Here is a 22,951-nt window from a genome sequence, read left to right on the forward strand (position 1 = left end):
ATCGCGTACGATGTACGGAGTTGAACATCGGCACCGTATCATTTGTTCCGTACGCCGTACGAGATTGTGGGCCGGAGTTGTTAGGGTCGCGCTGTGCCCGTCGAGCCGGACCCCGTGCTGCCACTGCTGTGGCGGCACGTCGTCCCGCAGGAGGCGGAGGCGCCGAGGCGCGGCCCGCGGCAGCGGCTGACCCTCGATCGGATCGTCGACGACGCCATCGCCCTGGCCGACGAGGAGGGGCTGGCGGCGGTGTCCATGCGGGTGCTGGCGCGCCGCCTCGGCATCGGCGCCATGACCCTCTACACCTACGTCGACAACCGCAGCGACCTCGTGGTGCTGATGGTCGACCAGGTCGTGGGGCGCCGGGACCTCCCGCCGATGCCGGGCACGCTCCGCGAGCGACTGCGCCTGGTGGCCGACGTCCAGCTCGCGGACTGCCGGGAGCACGCCTGGCTGCTCGACGTCACCGGAGTCCGCCCCTGGCTCGGGCCGCACGTCGGCGACCGCTACGAGTGGCAGCTCTCGGCGGTCGAGGGGGTCGGCCTCGACGACGTCGAGATGGACCAGACCGTGACCCTGGTCGTCGGGTTCGCGGCCAACGTGGCGCGGTCCGAGCACGCCGTGCGCGCCGCGGAGAAGGAGTCGGGCGTCAGCGACCTGGAGTGGTGGGAGGCGAACGCCGGACCGCTCGGCGAGTTCACGGCGCACCGCGACTACCCCCTGGCGGGGCGGGTCGGCCAGGCGGCCGGCGAGGCCTACCAGGCCGGGACGGACCCCGCTCGCGAGCTGTCGTTCGGGCTCGAGCGGATCCTCGACGGCATCGAGGCCTACGTCAGCTCGCGCTGACCCCGAGCCGCCCGGCCATCTTGTCGAGGTGCGCGAGCACCTCGTCCTCGGACTTGTCCGGGACACCCCAGATCAGCTCGGCCACGCCCTGCTCGGCCCAGCGCGCCAGGTCGTCGGGGTCGGGGCGGAACGCGATGAGGACCCGGATGTCGGGGATCCCCTCTCGCCCGGCGTCGGCCCATGCGGACTTGAGCGCCTCGATCTGACCGCTGATGTCGGTCTGCTGGGGCGTGGTCATCCAGCCGTCGGCGTGCGCGGCGATCCACGCGAAGGTCTTCGGACCGCCGCCGGCACCGATGATCAGCGGGATGTGGGGCTGGACCGGCTTGGGGTAGGCCCACGAGGGCCCGAAGCTGACGAACTCGCCGTCGTACGACGCCTCCTCCTGCGTCCAGAGGGCGCGCATCGCCTCGACGTACTCCTTGAGCACCGTGCGGCGCTTGCCGGGCGGGACGTGGTGGTCCTCGAGCTCGTCGGTGTTCCAGCCGAACCCGGCGCCGATGGTGACCCGGCCGCCGGAGAGGTGGTCGAGGGTCGCGATCTGCTTGGCCAACGTGATCGGGTCGGACTCGACCGGCAGCGCCACCGCGGTGGACAGCCCGATCCGCTCGGTGACCGCGGCGGCGGTCGCGAGGGACACCCACGGGTCGAGCGTGCGCAGGTAGCGGTCGTCGGGCAGCGTCTCGTCGCCGGTGCCGGGGTGCGCGGCGGTCCGCTTGACGGGGATGTGTGTGTGCTCCGGGACGTAGATCGTGTCGAACCCGCGGTCCTCCGCCGCCTTGGCGAGGGCGGCGGGCGTGATCCCGCGGTCGGAGGAGAAGAGGACGACGCCGTTGCGCATGCGCCACACCCTAGGGCAGGAACTGGAACGTGTTCTAGTTCTAGGCTGGGACGGGTGTACTCCCAGACCGCCACCCAGGTGGTGCGCGCCCCGCGAGCCGCTGTCTACTCCGCCCTGGTCGACGCCGACGCGGTGGCCCGGTGGCGGGTTCCGGACGACATGACCGCCGAGGTCCTGGAGTGGGAGGCGCGGCCCGGCGGCCGGTTCCGGGTGTCGTTGACCTACGTCGGGGAGCAGCTGGGCAAGACCGAGGGGGGCACCGACACCTACTCGGGACGGTTCGCCGATCTCGTTGCCGACGCGCAGGTGGTCGAGGTCCTCGAGTTCGAGTCGGCGGACCCTGCCCTGGCGGGCGAGATGACCATGACCACCACGCTGCGTGACGTGGACGCGGGCACCGAGGTGGAGCTGCGGCACGACGGCATCCCCGACGCGGTCCGGGCCGAGGACAACGCGGCCGGCACCCGGATGGCGCTGGCCAACCTCGCCGCGTACGTCGAGGCGCGCGCGGCTGGTTGACTGGCCCCCGTGACCTCGATCGACCTGACCGCCGACGTCGTGACGCTGACCGCGCAGCTGGTCGACATCGAGTCCGTCAGCCGGGACGAGCGGGCCATCGCGGACGCGGTGGAGGCCGCGCTGGCGGCGTACGCCCACCTGGCCGTCACCCGGCACGGCAACACGGTGGTGGCGCGCACCGACCTCGACCGCGGGGAGCGCGTGGTCATCGCCGGGCACCTCGACACGGTGCCGGCGAACGGCAACCTGCCCAGCCGCTACGAGCCGCGGCCCGACGGCGACCTGCTGCACGGTCTCGGCACCTGCGACATGAAGGGCGGCGACGCGGTCATCCTCAAGCTCGCGGCGGGCATCCCCGAGCCGGTCCGCGACGTCACCTACATCCTCTACGAGGGCGAGGAGATCGACACCGAGTTCAACGGGCTCTTCAAGCTCAGCCAGACCCATCCCGAGGTCATGCAGGCGGACTTCGCCATCCTCATGGAGCCGTCCAACGCCGAGGTCGAGGCCGGGTGCCAGGGGACCCTGCGGGTCGAGGTGCGCTCGGTCGGCGAGCGCGCCCACTCGGCGCGCAGCTGGATGGGCGTCAACGCGATCCACCGGGCGTTCCCGATCCTGGAGCGGCTCAGGCTCTACGAGCCGCGCAAGCCGGTCATCGACGGCCTGGAGTACCACGAGGGGCTCAACGCCGTCTCGATCCGCGGTGGTGTCGCCGGCAACGTGCTGCCCGACGAGTGCGTCGTCGAGGTCAACCACCGCTTCGCCCCCGACCGCAGCGAGGCGGAGGCGCAGGCCTTCGTGCGCGAGCTCTTCGACGGGTTCGAGGTGACCGTGCTCGACAGCGCGCCCGGCGCGCTCCCCGGCCTCGACCTCCCCGCCGCCAAGGCGTTCATCGAGGCCGTCGGCCGCGAGGTGAACCCCAAGTTCGGCTGGACCGACGTCGCCCGCTTCACCGAGCTGGGCATCCCGGCCGTCAACTTCGGGCCGGGCGACCCGATGCTGGCCCACAAGCAGGAGGAGCTCGTGCCGGTCGAGCACCTGCGCCGCTGCGAGCGCCAGCTGACCGACTGGCTGACAGGAGGCCTGGGATGAGGTCCAAGTTCAAGGGCCCGGTGGTCCAGCGCCGCGACCAGGTCGACGCGGGCACCACGGACCAGCGCCTGCTCGACTCGCGGGGTGCCTCGGACTGGGTGCACACCGACCCGTGGCGGGTGATGCGCATCCAGGCCGAGTTCGTGGAGGGCTTCGGTGCCCTGGCCGAGCTCGGACCGGCGATCTCGGTGTTCGGCTCCTCGCGCACCCCCGCCGAGCACCCGTCGTACGCGATCGGTGAGGAGCTCGGCCGCAAGCTCGTCGAGGCCGGCTTCGCCGTCATCACCGGCGGCGGCCCGGGGGCGATGGAGGCCGCCAACAAGGGCGCCAGCCAGGCCGGCGGAGTCAGCGTCGGCCTGGGCATCGAGCTGCCCTACGAGTCCGGCCTCAACGAGTGGGCGGACGTGGGCATCAACTTCCGCTACTTCTTCGCCCGCAAGACGATGTTCGTGAAGTACTCCCAGGGCTACGTCGTGCTGCCCGGTGGCCTCGGCACCCTCGACGAGCTCTTCGAGGCGCTGACGCTCGTCCAGACCGGCAAGATCACCCGCTTCCCGGTGGCGCTGGTCGGAGTCGACTACTGGAGCGGCCTGATCGACTGGCTGCGGGACAAGGCGCTGGTCGACGGGAAGGTCAGCGAGAAGGACCTCGAGATGTTCGTGGTCACCGACGACATCGACGAGGCGGTCGCGCTGATGGTCGCCGCCCGGGACGGGGCGTGAGCGCCCGATGATGTGGTTCTTCGCGATCCTGCTGGTGCTGGTCATGGGTGCGGTCGCGGTGGTGGCGGCGGGCCGCGGCCAGCCGATGTCCGAGGCGTACGACGACCGCCCGGACCCCCTGCTCCCGGTCGGCGAGATCGGCGCGGACGACCTGCGGCGCACCCGCTTCTCGTTGGCACTCCGGGGCTACCGGATGTCCGAGGTCGACGCCCTGCTGGACCGGCTGGCCCGGCAGCTCGAGGCGGCCACCGCGCAGACCCGACCAGAGACCCACCCCGAGGCGCCTCAGCGCGTCCGTGGCGAGGACGGCGCAGGGTAGGGCACACTTCCGCCCGTGTCCACGGACGTGATCGTCTACGTGCTGACCGGCCTCGCGCTGGTCGTCGTGGTGCTCACGCGCCTCCGCATGCGGCAGGGCCAGGGCGCGGGCCGGGCCTACGTGGGCACCCTGCTGCTCAACATGCACACCGGCTCCGGTCTGCTGGCGGTCGTCTCCTGGGTGCTGTTCCTGGTCTTCTCCGAGGACAGTGCGCTCGGCGACCCGTTGGTCGGCATCATCGCGCTCACGTTCTGGTGGATCGTCACCGTCTGCGGCCTGCTCATGCTCGTACGCTGGCTGCCCAGCCGCGGACGGCACGCGTCCGAGGGCTTCCAGGACAGCTGGTCGGAGGGGCCGGGTCTCTCGATCCTGGCGCACGTCGGCATGCTGGTGGGCGTGTGCATCTTCACCTACACCTACCTGTTCAGCAAGGTCTGACGTGCGGCGGTTCCTCGGGCCGCTGACCGCCCTCGCGGTGGCCGTCGGGCTCTCGTCGTCCGTCCCTGCGCCGGCCGCGGCGCTGCCGGCCCCGTCGGAGACCCGGCCGGCCGTGCTCGAGGTCGAGGTCATCGGCAAGAGCGTCGCCGGGCGCCGGATCCGGGCCTGGCACCTCGGCAACCGCCAGGAGGAGTTCGGCGAGGACATCCCGTCGGTGGTGCTCATCTCGACGATGCACGGCAACGAGCGGGCCACCCAGCAGATCCTGGCGTCGCTGCGCGACGGCGCGCCGGTCCACGAGGTGGACCTCTGGGTGGTGCCGGTCTACAACCCCGACGGGCTGGCCCGGGGGACCCGCAAGAACGCCCGGGGGGTCGACCTCAACCGCAACTACCCCTACAACTGGGCCGACCTCGACGGCAACTACGAGTCCGGGCCCAAGCCCGCGTCCGAGCCGGAGACCAAGGCGATGATGAGGTTCCTGACCAGGATCAGGCCCGACTACGTCCTGAGCTTCCACCAGCCGCTGAACGGGGTCGACATCAACGTCAAGCGGCCGAGGTTCGCCCGCAAGGTCGCCGACCACCTCAACCTGCCGACGACCAACCTGGACTGCGGCGGGGTCTGCCACGGCACGATGACCGGCTGGTTCAACAAGCACTTCCGCGGGTTCGCGCTCACGGTGGAGTACGGCGCCAAGCCGGGCCGCAAGCGGATGCGCAAGGTCGCGCCGCCGCAGGTGCTCGCGATCTTCGACGCGTTCCGGTCCGCCAACCCGCCCGACCAGGAGCTGGAGATCCTGCGCTAGCTAGCGCGCGTTGAAGACCGGCTTCTCCTTCGCCACGAACGCGGCGACCGCCGCCCGGTGGTCCTCGGTGGCGCCGGTGCGCTGCATCATCTCGCTCTCCAGCTCGAGGGACTCGGCGAACGTGTGCCCGGCGGCGTACGCCACGGAGCGCCGGATCGCGGCGAGCGCCAGCGTCGGCCCCGCGGCCAACCGGGTCGCGAGCTCGCCCACGGTGGCCGTGAGCTCGGCTGCCGGCACGACCCGGTTGGCGAGCCCGAGCTCCAAGGCTTCCTCGGCGCGGACCGTGCGCGGCAGGTAGAGGAGCTCGAGCGCCCGGGCCCGGCCCACGAGCCGCTGCAGGGTGTAGCTCGACCCCGTGTCACAGGACAGCGCCACGTTGGCGAAGGCGAGGTTGAAGCCGGCCGTGTCCGCGAGCACCCGCAGGTCGCACGCGAACGCCAGGCTCGCGCCCGCCCCGGCGGCCACGCCGTTGACCGCCGCGATGACCGGCTTCTCCATCGCGTCGATCGCGCTGACGATGGGGTTGTAGTGCTCGTCGACCGTGGTGAACAAGGCCTCGCTCGAGCCGCTCTCGAGGATCGCGATGTGCTCCTTGAGGTCCTGCCCGGTGCAGAACGCGCGACCGGTGCCGGTCAGGACGACGCACCGGACGGCCGGGTCCTCGGCGGCCTGCAGCACCGTCTCGCGCAGCAGCACCTTGGTCGCGATGTCGAGGCTGTTCATGGCCTCGGGGCGGTTGAGCGTGATGGTCCCGACGCCGTCGACGACGGTGTAGAGGACCGAGGAATCGGCACTGCTGTCTGTCATGGACTCTGGCATGGGAGGCAGTCTCTCGCGTGCCGCGTGACACGGCTCACCGGGGATGGGGGATAATGGACCGGCGCCGTAGGGCGCACGTTTGTTGCAGAGGGCAGACACTGCCGGAGAAAGGCGAGGTGCCGCATGGCGGCGATGAAGCCGCGGACGGGCGACGGTCCGCTGGAGGTCACCAAGGAAGGGCGCGGCATCGTGATGCGCGTTCCCCTCGAGGGCGGTGGCCGCCTCGTGGTCGAGCTCAACGCCGACGAGGCCGGCGCACTCGGGGATGCCCTGAAGGACGTTGTTGGTTGAGCGTCTCGATGAGGACCGCCTGACCTTGTTCCCGTCCCAGGTCTCGCCGCCTGGCTTCTCGGTCGATGGCGGGCTGCCGCACGCGGTCGCGGAGGTCGAGGTGGTGGCGCTGCCCGTGCTGCCCGCAGCCGAGGCGGGGCAGCCGCTGCTGCTCGGGCCGGGTGCGGACCAGCTCGGCGACCTGCTCGGGACCGACCTCCTGGGGGTCCTGGAGGCCGCACGGGCCACGGGGGGTGCGGGTGAGGTGACGTCGGTGCCGGTGCCTGCCGGTGTCGCCGGCGCGCCGGACCTGCGCTGGGTGCTCCTGGTGGGGCTCGGCTCCGGCACCCGGGACGACTTCCGCCGTGCGGGTGCCGCGACCGCGCGAGCGGCGACCGACCGCTCGACCCTGGCCACCACGATCCCCGCCGTCGACCCCGAGGTCGGCCTGACGCCGTTCGTCGTCGGGGCGGTCCTGGGCTCCTTCGCCTTCCAGTGGCGGTCCGCCCCGCCGGAGCAGGTGCCGGTCCGGCGTGTGGTCCTGGCCGGGCTCGCCGACGACGACCTCGCGGAGGTCGGGCGCGCGCAGGCGACCGGTGCCGCCGCCTGGCGGTCGCGGATGCTCGCGTGGGTCCCCTCCAACCTCAAGACCCCGGACTGGCTCGCCGACCAGGCACTGGCCCTCGCCGGCGAGGCGGGCCTCCAGGTGTCGGTCTGGGACGAGAAGCAGCTCGCCAAGGAGGGCTTCGGCGGGATCCTGGCCGTCGGCCAGGCCTCGACCCGGCCGCCCCGGCTGATCCGGCTCGACTACCGGCCGCGCGGCTCCGGCCGGGCCCAGCGGCGCAGCTCACCGGTCGTGCTCGTCGGCAAGGGCATCACCTTCGACACCGGCGGGATCTCCATCAAGCCCGGCGAGGCGATGACCAACATGAAGCGCGACATGACCGGCGGCGGCGTCGTCATGTCCACCATGGCCGCCCTGGAGGCGGTCGGCTGCCCGGTCCCCGTCATCGGCCTGGTCGCGGCCGCCGAGAACTCGATCTCGGGCAACGCGCTGCGACCCGGAGACGTGGTACGGCACTGGGGAGGCAGGACCACCGAGGTGACGAACACCGACGCCGAGGGGCGTCTGGTCCTGGCCGACGCCCTCGCCTACGCCGTGGCGGAGCTCGACCCGGCGGCGGTCGTCGACGTCGCGACCCTCACCGGCGCCATCAAGGTCGCGCTGGGCCAGCAGGTCGGCGGGCTGTTCGCCACCGACGACGCGCTCGCCGGTGCGCTCACCGACGCGGGCACCACGGCGGGGGAGCCGGTGTGGCGGATGCCTCTGGCCTCCGCCTACGAGGACAAGGTCGGGTCGCGGATCGCGGACTCCGACAACGCCGGGGGCGGCCCCGGCGCGATCATCGCCGCGCTGTTCCTCCAGCACTTCGTCGGAGACGTGCCGTGGGCGCACCTCGACATCGCCTCGACCGGTGACTCCCCGGAGGACCGGTTCGAGTGGAGCAAGGGCCCCACCGGCTTCGGGTCGCGGCTGCTCCTCGAGTGGCTCGGGAGCGCGGACCCCCTGGCAGGCATCGGAAGGAACCCGGCAACGTGAACGGTCTCACCGTGCGGTGGTCGCTGGAGGGCGCTGCCCCCGGCGTGGAGGACGAGCTCGCGGCGTACGTCGAGTCCACGTCCCACGCCCGCTTCACCGGGATGCCCGGGCTGCGCTACAAGACCTGGCGGACCCGGTCGGGGGAGTGGTTCGAGGGCTGCTACGTCTTCGCCGACGACGCCGCGCGGGCGGAGTTCCAGGAGACGTTCACCGAGTCCGCCGCGGAGTCGCCGGGCTCGCGGATCATCGGCACCTCGCCGGTCCTCATCGAGCCGTGCGACATCGTCGCGGTGGCCGAGGGTGCCGAGGGGTTCGAGCCGATGGCGCGGGGCTAGCGACGCCTAGTCCGCGGGCGCCCACTCCTTCTTGGCGACCAGGAGCCCGTCGCCGACCGGCAGCAGCACCGGGACCAGCTGGTCGTCGTCCTCGACCTCGCGGATGACCTCGCGGATCGCGGTGGTCTCGGCGTCCCGCTGGGACGGGTCGGCGACCCGGTCGTGCCAGAGCGCGTTGTCGAACGCCACGACGCCCCCCGGCCGGAGCAGCCGCACGGCCTCGCGGAGGTAGGCGGAGTACTCGGTCTTGTCGCCGTCGAGGAACACCAGGTCGTAGTGGCCGTCGGTGAGCCGGGGGAGGACCTCCAGGGCCGCGCCGGCGATGGTGCGCGCCCGCTGGGTCGGGATGCCCGCCTCGGTGAACGTCTCGCGGGCCAGCCGCTGGTGCTCGGTCTCGATGTCCACGGTGGTGAGCACCCCGTCGCCGCGCATCCCGCGCAGCAGCCACAGGCCGGACACGCCGGACCCCGTGCCGACCTCGACGACCGCGCGCGCCTCGAGCACCGAGGCCAGGAAGCGCAGGGTGGCCCCGCCGCCCGGCCCGATCGCGACGACCCCGACCTCGTCGGCCCGGGCCCGTGCCGCGGCCAGGATGTCGTCCTCGGCGACGTAGTGCTCGGCGTAGGACCAGCTCGCGGCGTTGATCGGCTCGGTCATAGGGGCAACGTATCGCGCCGGACGCACCCGGACCGGTCCGGAACCGCCGGGAACACGGGCGTGGTGCCGGTCGTTGGGAACCGCGTGAGGCTCAGGGAACGCTCAGGCGGCAGACGTAGCGTGAGGGGTCCCTCGACGACCCAGGAAGACGGAACCCACGTGGCCACTGACCAGCAGCCCGGCGCGACAGCGCTCCCGGCCGATGGGCCCACCGCGGGCGTGCCCACGTGGGACGAGATCGTCGACCAGCACACCGCCCGGGTCTACCGCCTCGCCTACCGGCTCACCGGCAACGCCCACGACGCGGAGGACCTCACCCAGGAGGTCTTCGTCCGGGTCTTCCGGTCCCTCGACACCTACACGCCCGGCACCTTCGAGGGCTGGCTGCACCGGGTGACGACCAACCTCTTCCTCGACGGCGCGCGCCGCAAGCAGCGGATCCGCTTCGACGCCCTGTCCGACGAGCGCGCCTCCCGGCTGCGGAGCAGCTCGCCCAGCCCGGACATGGCCTACGCCGACATGCACTTCGAGGACGACGTCGAGCGGGCACTGGCGACCCTGCCACCCGACTTCCGCGCCGCCGTCGTGCTCTGCGACGTGGAGGGCCTGACCTACGAGGAGATCGCCGAGATCCTCGGCGCCAAGCTCGGCACCGTCCGGTCCCGGATCCACCGCGGCCGGGCCCAGCTGCGAGCCGCCCTCGCGCACCGGGCCCCCGCCGAGGGACGCTCCCGCTACTCCGGCCCCCACACCGGGCCCCTGCCCGTCCAGGGCCGCCCGTGAACCGCATCGGCGGCCACCTGGGCACGCGGGTCAGCGCCCTGCTCGACGGGCAGCTGTCCGCCGAGGAGGAGGAGCGCGCGTGGGACCACGTGCACCTGTGCCACCACTGCCGTGACCTCGTCGAACGCGAGGGCTGGGTCAAGACCCGGCTCGCCGGCCTGACGTGGGGGGCGCCGGCCGAGGTGCCCGGCCACCTGCGCGGGTCCCTGATCGGGGCGCCGGACCTCACGCCCGGCGAGGCCTATCTCGTCGGCGCCGCTCGCGACCACCGGGGCCGGCGCCTGGGACTCGTCGCACTCGGCAGCGGTGCCGCGGGAGCCGCCGTGGTCGGCGTCCTCGCGCTGGGAACCGCCCCGGCCGACATCCCCGAGCGCCGGGCGCCCTCGACCAGCGTCAACACGCCCAGCAACGCCCCCAGCACGCCCGCCGGCGTCGGCGCGAGCCGCCGCGGCGACACCCCCTGACGCCGACTGGGGTCCCAGGCGCGCTCCCCACGGGGCGAGGCTTCACCCCACCAGTCAGAATGTCGGAGTGACGGACCAGCCGAACGATCCCGCCGAGCAGACGATGCCGTTGGGCTCCCCGGGCGCGATCGGCCCCCGGCCGACCTGGACGCCGCCGCCGAGCACCACCCCGCTCCCGGCCGAGCCGGCTCCCGCCGGTGCCGGCCGCCGAGGGGGCGGCTGGCGCTGGACGGGCGCCGCACTGATGGCTCTGATCCTCGGTGGTGCCGGCGGCATCGGTGGAGCCGCGGTCTACGACCGTCTCGACGACGAGGGCGACGCGGACTCGCCGGGTCAGGTCGCCGGCGGCCTCGACCAGGTCGACACCGTCTCGCTGCCTCCGCTCGAGGCCGACGACGGCACCGTCGCCAACGTCGCCGCCGAGCTCCTCCCGAGCACCGTGCAGATCTCGGCCGAGTACGAGGGCGAGGAGGGCGGTGCCACCGGCTCGGGGTTCGTGCTGGACGCCCAGGGCCACATCATCACCAACAACCACGTGGTCGAGCAGGCCGCCGAGGACGACGGGGCGATCGAGATCGTCGACCAGGACGGGAACCGCTACGACGCCACGGTCGTCGGCCGCAGTCCGGTCTACGACATCGCGGTCCTCTACTCCGAGGACGCCACGGAGCTTCGTCCGGCGTCGCTCGGCGCCTCGAAGGCACTGCGGATCGGTGAGGGCGTGGTCGCCATCGGTTCCCCCCTCGGCCTCAGCTCCACGGTCACGGCGGGCATCGTCAGCGCGGTCGACCGGCCGGTCACGACCGGCGACGCGGACGCGTCGTCCTACATCAACGCCGTCCAGACGGACGCGGCCATCAACCCGGGCAACTCGGGCGGACCCCTGGTCAACCTCCTCGGCCAGGTCGTCGGGGTCAACTCCGCGATCGCCACGGCCGGCGGCGGCATCGGCGGCGAGGCGGGCAACATCGGCGTGGGCTTCGCCATCCCGATCGAGCAGGTCCGGGTGACGGCCGACCAGATCCTCGAGACGGGCGAGGCGCGCTACCCCGTGATCGGCGCCAAGGTGCAGACCGGCGGCAGCGACGGCGACGGCGCGCTCATCGACTCGGTGGTGGACGGCCAGCCCGCCGAGGAGGCCGGGCTCGAGGAGGGCGACCTGGTCGTCGAGCTCGAGGGGGAGCGGGTCACCGACGGCATCGCCCTGATCGTCGCGATCCGCTCGCACCAGCCCGGGGAGACCCTGGCCTTCACCGTCGAGCGGGACGGCGACGAGCGCGTCTTCGACGTCACTCTCGACTCCGAGGTCGGCTGAGGTCAGGCCTCGGCGTCCACCTCGGCGTCCACCTCGGCGTCCCGGCCGGTGAACGGGTGGTCGTCGATGAACCGGTCCGCCTCGGCGTACATCCGCTGGATGTAGTCCTCCAGGTCGGAGGCCTGCACCCGCCACTGGCCGCGGCCGCCGATCTTCATGGCCTTGAGCTCCTTGCGGCGGACCAACGCGTAGACCTGCGCCACCGAGGTGTTGAGGATCTCCGCGACGTCGGCGAGGAGCAGGAACCGCGGCTGGTCGGCCATGCGCGCCATCGTCGCACCCGGCGCCCCCTGCCGCTGGACGGACCCCAGGGCTTGTGGATGGGCAGGTGACGGCGCGGCCGGTGCGAGGCAGGATGGCGCCGTGGCCACCACTCTCGGGGACGCCACGGGCCTCGGGGACGCTGCGACGCCGGCGCAGCGTGTCCGCCGTCCCGGCTGGCGGGACCCACGTCTCGCGATCGGCATCGTCCTGGTCGCCGGCTCGGTCGTCGCGGGCGCTCGGCTCCTCGCCGCGGCCGACGACACCGTCCAGGTCTGGACGGCGGCCTCCGACCTCGGGGCCGGCGCCCGGCTGACCGAGGACGACCTGGTCGCGGCCCGGGTGCGGTTCGCCGACGAGGACGCCCAGGACGGCTACTACGCCGTGGACGACGAGCTGCCCGCCGACCTGGAGCTGCTGCGCGGGGTGGGCGCCGGGGAGCTGCTGGCGCGCAGCGCGGTGGGGCCCAGTGGTGCGAGTGGCCTTGTCGAGGTCCCGATCGCGGTCGAGCCCGAGCAGGTGCCGCCGTCGGTCACGGCCGGAGCGGTCGTCGATGTCTACGTCGTCGCGACGCCGGACGCCGAGGAGGAGGCACCTGGAACGACCGCGGAAGACGGCCCGGCGCTCGCGGGTGTCACCGTCGTCGACGCCCCGGCCCTCGCGGAGTCGTTCGGCACGTCGGGCCGGCGTCAGCTGGTGCTGGCGGTGCCGGAGGCGGACACGGCGGCCTTCTTCGCCCTGCTCGGCAGCCACGACTCCGCGGTCATGACCGTCGTCCGCCGCGGCTGAGGACGCCGGGCCATGGTCGTCGTCCTCATCGTCGCCGCCGGGGCCGCGTGGGAGTCGGCGGCGCTCGCCGCGCTCGGCGACCGCTCGGACGTGGTCGTCCTCAAACGCTGCGTCGACGTCGACGACCTGCTCGCCACCGCCGCGGCGGGCCAGGCCGACGTGGCCGTCGTCGGCCTGGACGCCCCGGGCTTCGACGTCCCGGCGACCGACCACCTCCGCCGGCACGGCGTGCGGCCGGTCGCGGTGAGCCCGGCGGGCGCGGACCTGGAGGCCGCGCGGGTCCACGCGTCCCGGATCGGCGCGGCCACGGTGGTCGCGTCCGACGACCTCGACGGCCTGGTCGACGCCGTACGCCGGCCGCCGGAGCCGTCGCGGTCCGACCCTCCGCCTGCCCAGGAGCAGCCACCGGTGCCCGGAGCCGCGGGCGGCCGGGTGATCGCCGTCTGGGGGCCGGCCGGGGCCCCGGGCCGCACGACCGTGGCGACCGGCCTGGCGGCGGTGCTGGCGACCCGGGCGCCGACGGTCCTGGTCGACGCGGACCCCTACGGGGGGAGCGTGGCCCAGGTGCTGGGAGTGCTCGACGAGGTGTCCGGCCTGCTCGCGGCCACCCGCCTGGCCGGCGCCGGCACGCTGGAGCAGGGGTTCGACAGCCTGCGGCGCGGCCTGGACCACCGGCTGAGCGTCGTCACCGGGCTCCCGCGTCCGGACCGGTGGACCGAGGTCCGGCCCGGCACCGTCGAGGCCGTGCTCGAGGTCGCCCGGGACCGCGGGCACGTCGTGGTCGACACCGGGTTCAGCCTCGAGGAGGACCCGGCCACCGACTACGGCTCGCGCCCGGGCCGCAACCAGCTCACTGTCGAGGCCCTGACCGCCGCGGACGAGGTCGTGGCCGTGGGCACCGCCGACCCGGTCGGCCTCTCCCGGCTCGCCCGTGGGCTGGTCGAGCTGCGCGAGGCGGTCGGTTCCCTCCCGGTCCGCCTGGTCGTGAACCGGATGCGGCCCACGCTGGGCTGGGCCGAGCGCGACGTGGCCTCGATGGTGTCCGGGTTCGCCCGCCCGGTCGGCCTGCACTTCCTGCCCGAGGACCGGGAGTCCGTCGACCGGGCGCTGGTCACCGGGCGGACGCTCGTCGAGTCCGCACCCGACTCGGCGCTGGTCGGGGCGCTGCGCCGGGTCGGGGAGGCTCTCGCACCCCAGGTCGGCCCGACGGCGGCGGGCCGGCGAGCCTGGCTCAGGCGGCGAAGAGCAGCAGCAGCCCGCCCACGGTGAACGCGATCATGGCGACCAGCAGCGGGAGCTGACCGGTCAGCTGGTGCTGCTTGGGCAGCAGCCGGACCGCCCGTTCGTGAGCGGCGATCACGCCGACGACGTGCCCGACGATGACGGCCAGCACCTTGATGGTCGCCAGCAGCGTGGGGTGGTAGGTGAACCAGTAGCTCGGCGTCCAGTCGGCGGTGCCGAACCAGTTGCTCCCGTCGCTGAACGGGTCGCTGACCTGGATCAGAGTCTGCTGCCCGTACTCCACGAGGTAGGTCAGGTAGTGCGCCACGATGTAGCCGATGATGATCGGCACGATCGAGTGGCCGAACTGGTTGGGCAGGTCGCGCCGCCGGGTCCCCGGACCGACCGAGGTCAGCATCGTTCCGGCCGCGAAGATCAGGCCCACCCCGACGCAGAACGAGAGCAGCGCCAGGTTGTTGGCCACGTCGACGAGGTCGCGGCTGCCCGAGATCGTGTCGCTGTTCTGGATGAACCTGATCCAGATCGAGGAGTCCTTGAACGAGTCGAACGCCGTGCTGCCGAACAGCACCGCACCGACGGCGACGAGACCCGGGCGGACCTCGACGGTGTCCAGGTTGGCCAGCGGGCTGCGGACCACCAGCAGGTGGGCGCCGCCCTCCCCGGTCTCGGACCGGGCCTCGCGCCGGCCCCAGACGGAGAGCTTGGAGACCAGGGTGGAGTAGACCTCGAAGGGGTCTCCGCGCTCGTAGAACCTGCTGCCGAACAGCGCGCCGCCGATCAGCATGGCGGCGATGTACGCGGCGCACCACAGCCGGACCGGGCCCAGCTCGGTCGAGTGCGGGTAGACCAGCTCGAGCCAGACGAACGCGAACAGACCGACCGCGGCCGGCCAGTAGCCGAGCCGCTCGGGATAGGTGAAGACACCCGTGTCGGGGTCCGTGCCGGAGATCTTGGCGAAGGCGGCGTTGATGGTGCGCACGGGGCTGAGGGCCTTGTAGACCGGCCCGAGGAGCAGCGACAGGGGGACGAGCCCCACCCACCACCAGACGTAGACGATGCCGAAGATCGGGTTGGTGAGCCGGTCCTCGCCGAGGACGGCCGCCATCGCGGCGAAGGCGAAGATCGCGAAGCCGAGGGTGCGGGTGGCGACGAGGAACGCCGGCGCGTCGACCACCCGGGCCAGCCGGGCCGGCGCGGGGCGGCCGCTCGTCGCGGCGTCGTACCGCGGAGAGCGCCATGCGACGGCCAGGACGGTGAAGCTGATCGTGAGCGCGGCGACGGCGCCCGCAACGGCGAGCTCGGTGGGGATCGGCAGGTCCTTGGAGCCGCCGACGCCGTGGGCGAGGATGTCGTTCAGTGCGGCGTCTCCGACCTGTGTGACATGAGTGACGGAATGCGGGGCGGTCCGGACAACTCTGTCAGAATCGCACGTCGGGCCTAGCACGGGGTGGAGGTGGCAGAGGTGCAGCGACTGCGCCAGCGTGACCTCACGTTCCTCGTCGACGAGACGCCCGCCGCCCCCCGCCACAACGCGACGGTCGAGATCTTCGACCCCGGGGACTCCGGCTTCGACTACGACCGCCTGGTCGCACTCATCTCCGACCGGATCGCGTTCGTCCCGCGCTACCGGCAGCGACTCCAGCAGGTGCCCGGCCGGGTCGCGAACCCGGTGTGGGTCGACGACGAGGCCTTCGACATCGGCTACCACGTACGCCGCTCGGCGCTGCCCCGGCCGGGGTCGGCCGACCAGCTCAGGGAGCTCGTGGGCCGGATCGTCTCCCGCCCGCTCGACCGCGGGCGGCCGCTGTGGGAGGTCTACTTCGTCGAGGGCCTGGCCGACGGCCAGGTGGCCCTGCTCTACAAGACCCACCAGGCACTCGTCGACGGCGTCGACACCGTCGACCTCGGCCAGGTGCTGCTCGACCGGGACGACGAGCCGAAGGTGCCGTCCGCCCAGGACTGGACCGACGACTGGGCGGCGCGGCGCAAGCCGTCGACGGCGGGCCTGCTCGCAGCGGCGCTGAAGGAGACCGTGACCGACCCGCGCACCGCGGCCGACACCGTGCGCGGCACCCTCGACGCCACGCTGCGCAACGCCGAGAGCGTCGCCGGCCGGGTGGCCCGGGTGGCCAACGCGCTCACCGGCCGCCGCCCCGAGCGCGAGACGCCGCTGTCGGGCCGGCTGTCCCAGCAACGCCGGGTGGTCACGGTCACGACCGACCTGGCCGACTACCGCCGGATCCGGGACGACCACGGCGGCACCGTCAACGACGCCGTGCTCGCGACGGTCACCGGTGGTCTGCGGGCGTGGCTGATGACCCGCTCCGAGTCCATGGGCGGGCTGCGCAAGGTGCACGCGGTCGTGCCCATGTCGGTCATCGACCGCGAGCTCGAGGCCACCTCGCTCGGCACCCAGGTCGCCCCGCACTTCGTCGACCTCCCGGTCGGGGAGGCCAGCCCGGTCGTCCGGCTGCACCAGGTGTCCTACTCGTTCCAGTCCCACAAGGAGACCGGCCGCGCCGTCGCCGCCAACCGGCTGGCGGGCATCGCCGGCTTCGCACCGGCGACGTTCCACGCGATCGGGTCACGGGTGGCGGCGTTCGAGCTGCGCCGGGGCTTCCAGATCGTGATCACCAACGTGCCCGGCCCCCAGTCGCCGCTGTACGCCGCGGGGGCCCGGATGGTCGGCACCTACCCGGTCCCGCCCCTGCTGCCCGGCCAGACCCTGGCCATCGGCATCACGTCCTACGACGGCAAGGTCTTCTACGGGATCACCGCCGACCGTGACCTGGTCCCGGACGCCGACGTCCTCGGCCAGTGCCTGCGCGAGGCGCTCGACGAGCTGCTGGACACGGTGTCGGGGGCCCGGCCGCGGGCGCCTCGGGGGCGGCGCAAGAGCACCGCGGCTGCGAAGAAGCGGGCGACGAAGTCCTAGGGTCGTCCCATGGACGCCATCACGTTCCCCCCGGCTCCCACCAACGAGCCGAACCTGACCTACGCGCCCGGCACCCCCGAACGGGAGGCCCTGCGGGTCGAGATCGAGAAGCTCGAGCGCCGCCCCAAGAACCTGCGCGGCTACATCGGGGGCCGCTGGAAGGCCGGCGGGGGCCCCGAGGTCGAGGTGGTGCAGCCGCACGACCACCAGCACGTCCTCGGCGTGTTCAAGGGGTCGACGCAGGCCGACGCCCAGGCCGCGATCAAAGCCGCCGGCAACGCGGCCTCGGACTGGCGCAACCTGCCGATGGACGAGCGCTGTGCCGTCCTGCTGAAGGCGGCGGACCTGCTGGCGGGCCCGTGGCGGCAGCGGATCAACGCCGCCACCATGCTCGGTCAGTCCAAGACCGCCTACCAGGCCGAGATCGACAGCGCCTGCGAGCTCATCGACTTCTGGCGCTACAACGTCCACTACGCCAAGCAGATCCTCACCGACCAGCCGATCGCCAACAGCCCCGGCATCTGGAACCGCACCGACCACCGGCCGCTCGAGGGGTTCGTCTACGCGATCACGCCGTTCAACTTCACCGCGATCGCCGGCAACCTGCCGACCGCGCCGGCGCTGATGGGCAACACCGTGATCTGGAAGCCGTCGCCCACCCAGCAGCTCGCCGCGTCGCTGACCATGGAGCTGCTGGAGGAGGCAGGGATGCCGCCCGGCGTCATCAACATGCTTCCCGGCGACGGCATCGAGGTCTCCAAGGTCGCGCTGGCCCACCCGGACCTGGCCGGCATCCACTTCACCGGCTCCACCCCGACGTTCCAGCACCTGTGGCGGACCGTCGGCGAGAACATCGCGGGCTACCGCTCCTACCCGCGGATCGTCGGCGAGACCGGCGGCAAGGACTTCGTGCTCGCCCACCCGTCGGCCGACCCCGAGGTGGTGCGGACCGCGCTGATCCGTGGCGCGTTCGAGTACCAGGGCCAGAAGTGCTCGGCGGCCTCCCGGGCCTACGTCGCCACGTCGGTGTGGGACCGGATGAAGGACTCGTTCCTCGCCGAGGTCGAGGCGCTGCCGATGGGCGACGTCACCGACTTCTCCAACTTCATGGGCGCCGTGATCGACGCGCGCGCGTTCGCCAAGCACAAGGCAGCGATCACCCGGGCCAGGCGCCAGGCCAAGCTGGACGTGGTGGTCGGCGGCCAGACCGACGACAAGGTCGGCTGGTTCGTCCGCCCGACGGTCGTGGTCGCCACCGACCCGGCCGACGCGATGTTCTCGACCGAGTACTTCGGGCCGATCCTGGTGGTCCAGGTCTACCCCGACGACCAGTTCGAGCGGGTCGCCCGCCAGCTCGAGGGCATCGCGCCGTACGCCCTCACCGGCGCCGTCATCGCCCGGGACCGGCACGCGATCGCGTGGGCCAGCGAGGAGCTCCGGTTCGCCGCCGGCAACTTCTACGTCAACGACAAGCCCACCGGGGCGGTCGTGGGGCAGCAGCCGTTCGGCGGCGGCCGGGCCAGCGGCACCAACGACAAGGCCGGGGCGGCGGTCAACCTGCTCCGCTGGACCTCGCCGCGTTCCATCAAGGAGACGATGGTGCCGCCCACCGACCACCGCTACCCCTACATGGACTGACCAGGACCGACCAGTGACCGTTCTCCACATGGGCTCGCTGCACCCGGTCGAGCAGCTGCTCACGCTGGTGCTCGCCTTCGGCCCGTTCGTGGTCCTGGGCGGAGTGATCTGGTGGCGCCGCCGCACCGAGGAACCGGTCGACGGGCGGGAGGACCAGCGGCAGGACCAGGCCGAGGACGCGGGTCAGCCCGACAGGTAGTCGCGGCCGACGGCGTTCTCGGCCTTGAGCGCCTTGCGCAGCAGGTCGGCGATGAGGTTCTCGATCTTGCCGCTCACCAGCGGGATGTTGACCTTGATCGTCATCTCGAGCCGCTCGGTCGTCACCCCACCCGACTCGGAGAGGTGGATGGTCCCGGTCATCTCGCCCGGCTTGCCGGGGATCACGACCTCGACGTCGGCGTTCTCGGCGTCGGTCCACGTCTCGGTCTGCACCAGGTTGATCTCGTCGCCGACGAACTTCTTGGCGAACCCCGGGATCCCGTCGGAGGTCTGCACCTGGTCGACGACGACGGTGACCCCGCCGGGCTCCTCGGTGATGGAGACGCTCATGCGGACCGCCCCCTGCGCCTCGCACGCGCGCTCCCGGAACCCGGGATCCATGAGCATCGCGTCGACGTCGGCCAGCGGCGCGTCGTAGGTGAGGTCGTGAGAGAACTGGGTGCTCATCTGGCTGCTCCTCCTACGTCCCGGACTGCCCGGACAGGTACGCGGTGCCGGCCCGGTGCTCGGCGTCCATGCCGGCGGTGACCTTGTCGGCCATCAGCTTCTCGAGCTTGCCGCCGATCAACGGGACCTTGACCTTGATCTCGAGCTCGACGACCTCCGTCGTCCCGGCGCCGGCGGGCTCCAGCCGGATCGTGCCGCGCATGCTGGTGGGCTTGCCGGGCGCCTCGATCCGGAGCTCGCCGCCGTCCCTGCCCGCCCAGGTCTCCCGCTGGATGGCCTGCGTGGACTCGCCCGCGAAGGTCCTGGCGAACCCCGGGAGGTCGTCGGTGCGCTGCAGCATGTCGATGACGAGGCTGAAGCCGTCGCCCTCGCGGTCCAGCTGGACGTCAGCCGAGATCACGTCCTGTGCCTCGCACGCCGCCTGACGGAACGCCGGGTCCGCGAGCATCTCGAAGACCTCGGACGGCGCGGCGTCGTACCGGAGCTCGTGTCGGAACTTCATGGCCGCATCATGCCGGACCCGGTCCGCGGCTCCGGTTCAGACCGTGACCACCTGGTGCAGGCCCGCCTGCTCGAGGGCGGTCCTGGCCCGTTCCAGGAGATCGGGGTCAGCCTCGGGGAGGTCGGCGTGCTCCGGCCGCACGCCGTGCGTGCGGAAGCCGATGACGACGACCCGCAGCCCCGGGTCCAGGCCGGCCAGCCACGCCGCCGTGCGGGAGACCTGCTCGGGGGTGTCGTTGAACCCGGGCACGAGCAGCAGCCGCACCTCCGCGAGCCGCCCGTGCGCGTGGAGGTAGCGGATCGAGTCGAGGACGAGGTCGTTGCCGCGTCCGGTGAGCCGGCGGTGGACCTCGGGGTCGAGTGCCTTGAGGTCGACCATGAACCCGTCGGTCACCGGCAGCAGCTCGTCCCAGACCCGGGGCAGGGCGTGCCCGTTGGTGTCGACGTACGTCGTCAGCCGGCCGAGCTGAGGATCGGCACGGAGCTCGGTGAAGAGGTCGCGGACGAAGTGCCACTGCGCGGTCGCCTCGCCGCCGGAGACCGTGACGCCGGCGAGGTAGGGCTCGACCTGGCGGATCTCCTCCAGTACGCCGGCGACGTCGCTGAGCCGGGTCCCCGGACCGCTCGGCGCGATGGTCTCGGGGTTGTGGCAGGCCAGGCAGTCGAAAGGGCAGCCCTGGGCGAAGACCACGAACCGGTTGCCCGGCCCGTCCACCCACGAGAACGGGACGACGTCAGCGAGCCGGACCGGCGTCGAGCTCATGCGCCACCACCCGCTTCGGTACTCGCTGGTCGACGTGCGACTCGCGCACCGAGCCGGCACCGAGGAAGGTGCTCCCGTGCCGGGCGCCCTCGGGAGTCGGGGCGTCGAGCTTGGCGAGGTCCGACTTGCGCACCAGGTAGCCGGTGATCCGGATGAAGTCGTTGCTGTCGAGGTTGAAGGTGAAGTCCCGCATGCCGGTCCGGAACGCCCCCCGGACCACGTCGACGACGGCAGCGGGGTTGCGGCGCGCGGTCTCGTCGAACGCGAGCACGTCGCTGATGCCGGCGGGGAACAGCTCGTGGTGCGGGGTGATGGTGCGCAGGTGCTCGACGAGGCCCGGCTCCTCCCCGACGGGGACGCGGCAGCCGGCGGTGACGCCGACGTCGGAGTCGATGCCGGACTGGGAGTGCAGGAGAGCGCGCCCGTGGTTGCCCTCGCAGTAGGGCAGCGGCCGGGTGGCGACCAGCTCGCTGACGCGGGCCAGGATCTGCTCGGCCAGCGCGTTGGCCTCGGGGTCGTGGCCGTAGCGCCCGGACCCGCCCTCGTGCTCGAGGACCCGCGAGACGGCCTCGGCGAGGCCGTAGACGCCGAACATCGCGCTGTAGCGGTCGAGGTGCAGCAGCCCGTCGGTCACCAGCCAGGAGTGCTCGAAGAACCTGGCCTCCTCGACCAGGTGCCGGATGCGGGCCTCCATCAGCTCGGCGGTCAGCTCCACGTAGTGGGGGAGCAGCACGTCGAGGAAGGAGTCCCGGTCGCCGGAGTGGAGGTTCGCGACCTCGGCGAGGTTGAGCCGGACCAGCGTGTGCGACCCCCCGCCCGTGCGCAGCGAGTTGTAGCAGGAGGCGACGCCGTACGACGGGCCGAGCCCCGCGACCATCATGGGATGGTTCACGAAGTGCGGCTGGCCGCACTCGAAGACGGTCTCGACGGCGTCCCGCACCAGGTCGTCGGGGGTGAGGTCGGGGTCCACCTTGAGGCTGAGGTTGGGCACCACCTGGTGCAGCTCGCGCTCCAGCCGCAGCGCCATCCGCACGACCCGGCCGTCCCGCGGCCCGAGGTTCGCGTGCGTGAACGCGTCCGGGAACATCCGGTCCAAGGAGATCCAGAACAACCGCAGCCGGCGGTGCAGCTCGTCGTCGTCCAGCTCCCCGACGTACGGCTCGAGGAGCGCGTCCAGGTCGCCGAGCCACACCGGATAGCCGGTGATCGACGGCACCTGCGAGTAGCCGATGAGCAGCGTGGTCAGCGCCTCGTCGAGGTCACGGGCGGGCTCCAGCTCGAGGAACCGCGAGCCGTCGCGCAGCAACGTCGCGTAGTCGGGCAGGACGTAGCGGGGCCGGTGCGGCGCGTTGCCCTCGTACATGTCGCAGATGAGCCGCTTCTCCAGCGCCTGCGCGCACGCGTCCGACACCGGCGGCGGCTCCAGGGCGTTCTCGGCCAGCACCGCGAGGTTGTGCATCCGCTGGCGGTAGGTCAGCCGGGGGTCGTCGATGACGTCGCGGGCAAGGCGGCGCAGCTCCAGGATGTCCACCCCTCCAGCGTCCGCCACGAGCCGGCGGGGCCCCAGAGTCCTAGGTCCCGGGTGCGCTCAGACCGTCCCGCACCGGTCGAGACCTTCCGCGACGGTCTCCCGGGGCCCGAGCTCGACCACCACGGTCGGTGCCGGGGGCGTCAGGGACACCGGCTCCCCGATGTCGGCGAGCTGCACCTCGGCGACCAGGTGCAGGTCGGTGAGCCCCGGGAACGGTTCGACACCTGCCTCCTGCGCGACGCCCAGGACGTCGTCCAGGGCCACCGTGTAGCCGGTCAGCTCACCGTCCGCCGTCGAGAACCTGACGGGTACGTTGCCGTAGCCGGCGTCCAGGCCCAGGAGCATGAGGTTCACGGTCTCCCCGAACGGCGCCGCCGCGGTCAGCAGCGGCACCGCCGCGTCGATGGTCGTGGCGGTCGCACCGGTCTCGACCATGCGAGCGAGGAACACCTGGAGAGCGGGCGGCACCAGCTGCGAGCTCGGGCTCTGCTCGTCCAGTGCGCGGTGCGCCCAGCAGCCGTCGAGGTCCGACCCGATCCTGGCCCGGAACCACAGATCCGGTCCCTGCGAGACGGTCGTCAGGTTGCGGGGCGCCTCGGCGACGCCGTGGCGCGCGGAGAGCGAGGCGGGCGGGTCGAGCTGGAAGTAGCCGGTCTCGGTCACGACCGCACCGCCCCTCCCGTTCGAGACCGAGAGCTCCCAGCGCCCGGTGCCGGACTCCTGGAGCCGGTCCTGGGCGACCTCCAGCGCGTCGGCGGGCGGGGCCGGCGGCAGGGTCGGGCTGGCCGGCGTGGGAC

The 22,951-nt window shown here is 72.6% G+C and carries 28 protein-coding genes; 18 read left to right on the forward strand and 10 right to left on the reverse strand.

Going from position 1 to position 22,951, the window contains the following annotated elements; translation table 11 throughout:
• The first annotated feature begins 93 nt into the window (after positions 1-93).
• Positions 94-846 carry a TetR/AcrR family transcriptional regulator gene (locus tag JHD21_RS09645; RefSeq protein WP_292674046.1) on the forward strand — a complete coding sequence of 251 codons (753 nt, stop codon included), beginning with the start codon at positions 94-96 and terminating at the stop codon, positions 844-846.
• Here the strand turns inward: JHD21_RS09645 and JHD21_RS09650 are convergent.
• Entirely contained in the window at positions 833-1,687 is an 855-nt protein-coding gene (locus tag JHD21_RS09650; RefSeq protein WP_292674049.1) for an LLM class F420-dependent oxidoreductase, read from the reverse strand. The genes JHD21_RS09645 and JHD21_RS09650 overlap by 14 nt on opposite strands.
• A gap of 54 nt (positions 1,688-1,741) precedes the next feature.
• On the opposite strand from JHD21_RS09650, the gene JHD21_RS09655 reads away from it, so the two are divergent.
• From JHD21_RS09655 to JHD21_RS09680, 6 genes are read left to right on the forward strand one after another with little or no spacing between them, the layout of a single operon-like run.
• The gene (locus tag JHD21_RS09655; RefSeq protein WP_292674052.1) at positions 1,742-2,206 is read left to right on the forward strand and encodes an SRPBCC domain-containing protein; all 465 of its coding nucleotides are present in this window, start codon (positions 1,742-1,744) and stop codon (positions 2,204-2,206) included.
• 9 nt (positions 2,207-2,215) lie between these two features.
• Positions 2,216-3,298 (forward strand): succinyl-diaminopimelate desuccinylase, encoded by a 1,083-nt coding sequence (gene dapE / locus JHD21_RS09660; protein WP_292674054.1) that lies wholly within the window; start codon positions 2,216-2,218, stop codon positions 3,296-3,298.
• Complete coding sequence (locus tag JHD21_RS09665) at positions 3,295-4,020, forward strand: TIGR00730 family Rossman fold protein (RefSeq protein ID WP_292674056.1); 726 nt, start codon at positions 3,295-3,297, stop codon at positions 4,018-4,020. The genes dapE and JHD21_RS09665 overlap by 4 nt, the downstream gene beginning before the upstream one ends.
• A gap of 7 nt (positions 4,021-4,027) precedes the next feature.
• On the forward strand, positions 4,028-4,339 hold the full coding sequence (locus tag JHD21_RS09670) for a DivIVA domain-containing protein (RefSeq protein ID WP_292674059.1): 312 nt from the start codon (positions 4,028-4,030) through the stop codon (positions 4,337-4,339).
• Positions 4,340-4,354: 15 nt separating this feature from the next.
• Positions 4,355-4,777, forward strand: coding sequence for a hypothetical protein (locus JHD21_RS09675; RefSeq protein ID WP_292674060.1), 423 nt, complete (start codon positions 4,355-4,357; stop codon positions 4,775-4,777).
• A gap of 1 nt (position 4,778) precedes the next feature.
• Positions 4,779-5,585 carry a M14 family zinc carboxypeptidase gene (locus tag JHD21_RS09680; protein ID WP_292674062.1) on the forward strand — a complete coding sequence of 269 codons (807 nt, stop codon included), beginning with the start codon at positions 4,779-4,781 and terminating at the stop codon, positions 5,583-5,585.
• Here JHD21_RS09680 and JHD21_RS09685 read toward each other — a convergent pair whose 3' ends face one another.
• Positions 5,586-6,392: an enoyl-CoA hydratase-related protein gene (locus JHD21_RS09685; protein ID WP_292674065.1), complete on the reverse strand. Its 807-nt coding sequence runs from the start codon at positions 6,390-6,392 to the stop codon at positions 5,586-5,588.
• Between the two features lie 135 nt (positions 6,393-6,527).
• Here JHD21_RS09685 and JHD21_RS09690 point away from each other — a divergent pair, with 135 nt between their 5' ends.
• From JHD21_RS09690 to JHD21_RS09700, 3 genes are read left to right on the forward strand one after another with little or no spacing between them, the layout of a single operon-like run.
• Positions 6,528-6,695 carry a DUF3117 domain-containing protein gene (locus JHD21_RS09690; protein WP_082599809.1) on the forward strand — a complete coding sequence of 56 codons (168 nt, stop codon included), beginning with the start codon at positions 6,528-6,530 and terminating at the stop codon, positions 6,693-6,695.
• 25 nt (positions 6,696-6,720) lie between these two features.
• The gene (locus JHD21_RS09695; protein ID WP_292674073.1) at positions 6,721-8,274 is read left to right on the forward strand and encodes a leucyl aminopeptidase family protein; all 1,554 of its coding nucleotides are present in this window, start codon (positions 6,721-6,723) and stop codon (positions 8,272-8,274) included.
• Entirely contained in the window at positions 8,271-8,609 is a 339-nt protein-coding gene (locus JHD21_RS09700; RefSeq protein WP_292674075.1) for a hypothetical protein, read from the forward strand. Before JHD21_RS09695 ends, JHD21_RS09700 begins: the two co-directional genes overlap by 4 nt.
• A gap of 6 nt (positions 8,610-8,615) precedes the next feature.
• On the opposite strand, the gene JHD21_RS09705 is transcribed toward JHD21_RS09700, so the two are convergent.
• Positions 8,616-9,266, reverse strand: coding sequence for an O-methyltransferase (locus JHD21_RS09705; protein ID WP_292674077.1), 651 nt, complete (start codon positions 9,264-9,266; stop codon positions 8,616-8,618).
• 120 nt (positions 9,267-9,386) lie between these two features.
• Between JHD21_RS09705 and sigE the strand changes: the two genes are divergently transcribed.
• The 3 genes from sigE (at position 9,387) to JHD21_RS09720 (ending at position 11,828) form a co-directional block, all read left to right on the forward strand.
• On the forward strand, positions 9,387-10,049 hold the full coding sequence (gene sigE, locus JHD21_RS09710; RefSeq protein ID WP_292674080.1) for an RNA polymerase sigma factor SigE: 663 nt from the start codon (positions 9,387-9,389) through the stop codon (positions 10,047-10,049).
• Positions 10,046-10,513 carry a hypothetical protein gene (locus JHD21_RS09715; RefSeq protein ID WP_292674083.1) on the forward strand — a complete coding sequence of 156 codons (468 nt, stop codon included), beginning with the start codon at positions 10,046-10,048 and terminating at the stop codon, positions 10,511-10,513. The genes sigE and JHD21_RS09715 overlap by 4 nt, the downstream gene beginning before the upstream one ends.
• A gap of 67 nt (positions 10,514-10,580) precedes the next feature.
• Positions 10,581-11,828: a trypsin-like peptidase domain-containing protein gene (locus JHD21_RS09720; protein WP_292674085.1), complete on the forward strand. Its 1,248-nt coding sequence runs from the start codon at positions 10,581-10,583 to the stop codon at positions 11,826-11,828.
• Between the two features lie 2 nt (positions 11,829-11,830).
• Here JHD21_RS09720 and JHD21_RS09725 read toward each other — a convergent pair whose 3' ends face one another.
• Positions 11,831-12,091, reverse strand: a complete 261-nt coding sequence (locus JHD21_RS09725; RefSeq protein ID WP_292674087.1) for a helix-turn-helix domain-containing protein — start codon at positions 12,089-12,091, stop codon at positions 11,831-11,833.
• Positions 12,092-12,191: 100 nt separating this feature from the next.
• On the opposite strand from JHD21_RS09725, the gene JHD21_RS09730 reads away from it, so the two are divergent.
• Both JHD21_RS09730 and JHD21_RS09735 read left to right on the forward strand, forming a co-directional pair.
• Positions 12,192-12,878: a hypothetical protein gene (locus tag JHD21_RS09730; protein WP_292674089.1), complete on the forward strand. Its 687-nt coding sequence runs from the start codon at positions 12,192-12,194 to the stop codon at positions 12,876-12,878.
• 12 nt (positions 12,879-12,890) lie between these two features.
• The gene (locus JHD21_RS09735; RefSeq protein ID WP_292674091.1) at positions 12,891-14,147 is read left to right on the forward strand and encodes a hypothetical protein; all 1,257 of its coding nucleotides are present in this window, start codon (positions 12,891-12,893) and stop codon (positions 14,145-14,147) included.
• Here the strand turns inward: JHD21_RS09735 and JHD21_RS09740 are convergent.
• Positions 14,110-15,564 carry a hypothetical protein gene (locus tag JHD21_RS09740; RefSeq protein ID WP_292674094.1) on the reverse strand — a complete coding sequence of 485 codons (1,455 nt, stop codon included), beginning with the start codon at positions 15,562-15,564 and terminating at the stop codon, positions 14,110-14,112. The genes JHD21_RS09735 and JHD21_RS09740 overlap by 38 nt on opposite strands.
• Positions 15,565-15,582: 18 nt before the next feature.
• Here JHD21_RS09740 and JHD21_RS09745 point away from each other — a divergent pair, with 18 nt between their 5' ends.
• The 3 genes from JHD21_RS09745 to JHD21_RS09755 are packed head-to-tail and all read left to right on the forward strand — an operon-like array spanning position 15,583 to position 18,892.
• Complete coding sequence (locus JHD21_RS09745) at positions 15,583-17,055, forward strand: wax ester/triacylglycerol synthase family O-acyltransferase (RefSeq protein WP_292674097.1); 1,473 nt, start codon at positions 15,583-15,585, stop codon at positions 17,053-17,055.
• A gap of 9 nt (positions 17,056-17,064) precedes the next feature.
• Entirely contained in the window at positions 17,065-18,693 is a 1,629-nt protein-coding gene (gene pruA, locus JHD21_RS09750) for an L-glutamate gamma-semialdehyde dehydrogenase (RefSeq protein WP_292674100.1), read from the forward strand.
• A 13-nt stretch (positions 18,694-18,706) separates the two neighbouring features.
• Positions 18,707-18,892 carry a hypothetical protein gene (locus JHD21_RS09755; protein WP_292674103.1) on the forward strand — a complete coding sequence of 62 codons (186 nt, stop codon included), beginning with the start codon at positions 18,707-18,709 and terminating at the stop codon, positions 18,890-18,892.
• Here JHD21_RS09755 and JHD21_RS09760 read toward each other — a convergent pair.
• The 5 genes from JHD21_RS09760 to JHD21_RS09780 all read right to left on the reverse strand — a co-directional run.
• A complete protein-coding gene (locus JHD21_RS09760; protein ID WP_292674107.1) occupies positions 18,877-19,359 on the reverse strand; it encodes a DUF2505 domain-containing protein in 483 nt (160 codons plus the stop codon). The genes JHD21_RS09755 and JHD21_RS09760 overlap by 16 nt on opposite strands.
• 13 nt (positions 19,360-19,372) lie before the next feature.
• On the reverse strand, positions 19,373-19,861 hold the full coding sequence (locus tag JHD21_RS09765) for a DUF2505 domain-containing protein (protein ID WP_292674111.1): 489 nt from the start codon (positions 19,859-19,861) through the stop codon (positions 19,373-19,375).
• Positions 19,862-19,897: 36 nt separating this feature from the next.
• Positions 19,898-20,623 (reverse strand): radical SAM protein, encoded by a 726-nt coding sequence (locus JHD21_RS09770; RefSeq protein WP_292674114.1) that lies wholly within the window; start codon positions 20,621-20,623, stop codon positions 19,898-19,900.
• Complete coding sequence (locus JHD21_RS09775; RefSeq protein ID WP_292674117.1) at positions 20,595-22,154, reverse strand: YjjI family glycine radical enzyme; 1,560 nt, start codon at positions 22,152-22,154, stop codon at positions 20,595-20,597. The genes JHD21_RS09770 and JHD21_RS09775 overlap by 29 nt, the downstream gene beginning before the upstream one ends.
• A 57-nt stretch (positions 22,155-22,211) precedes the next feature.
• Positions 22,212-22,951, reverse strand: a 740-nt coding sequence (locus tag JHD21_RS09780; protein WP_292674120.1) for a hypothetical protein, incomplete at its 5' end; no start/stop codon positions are given.

This window comes from Nocardioides sp., assembly GCF_016462705.1.
Classification (GTDB): Bacteria; Actinomycetota; Actinomycetes; order Propionibacteriales; family Nocardioidaceae; genus Nocardioides.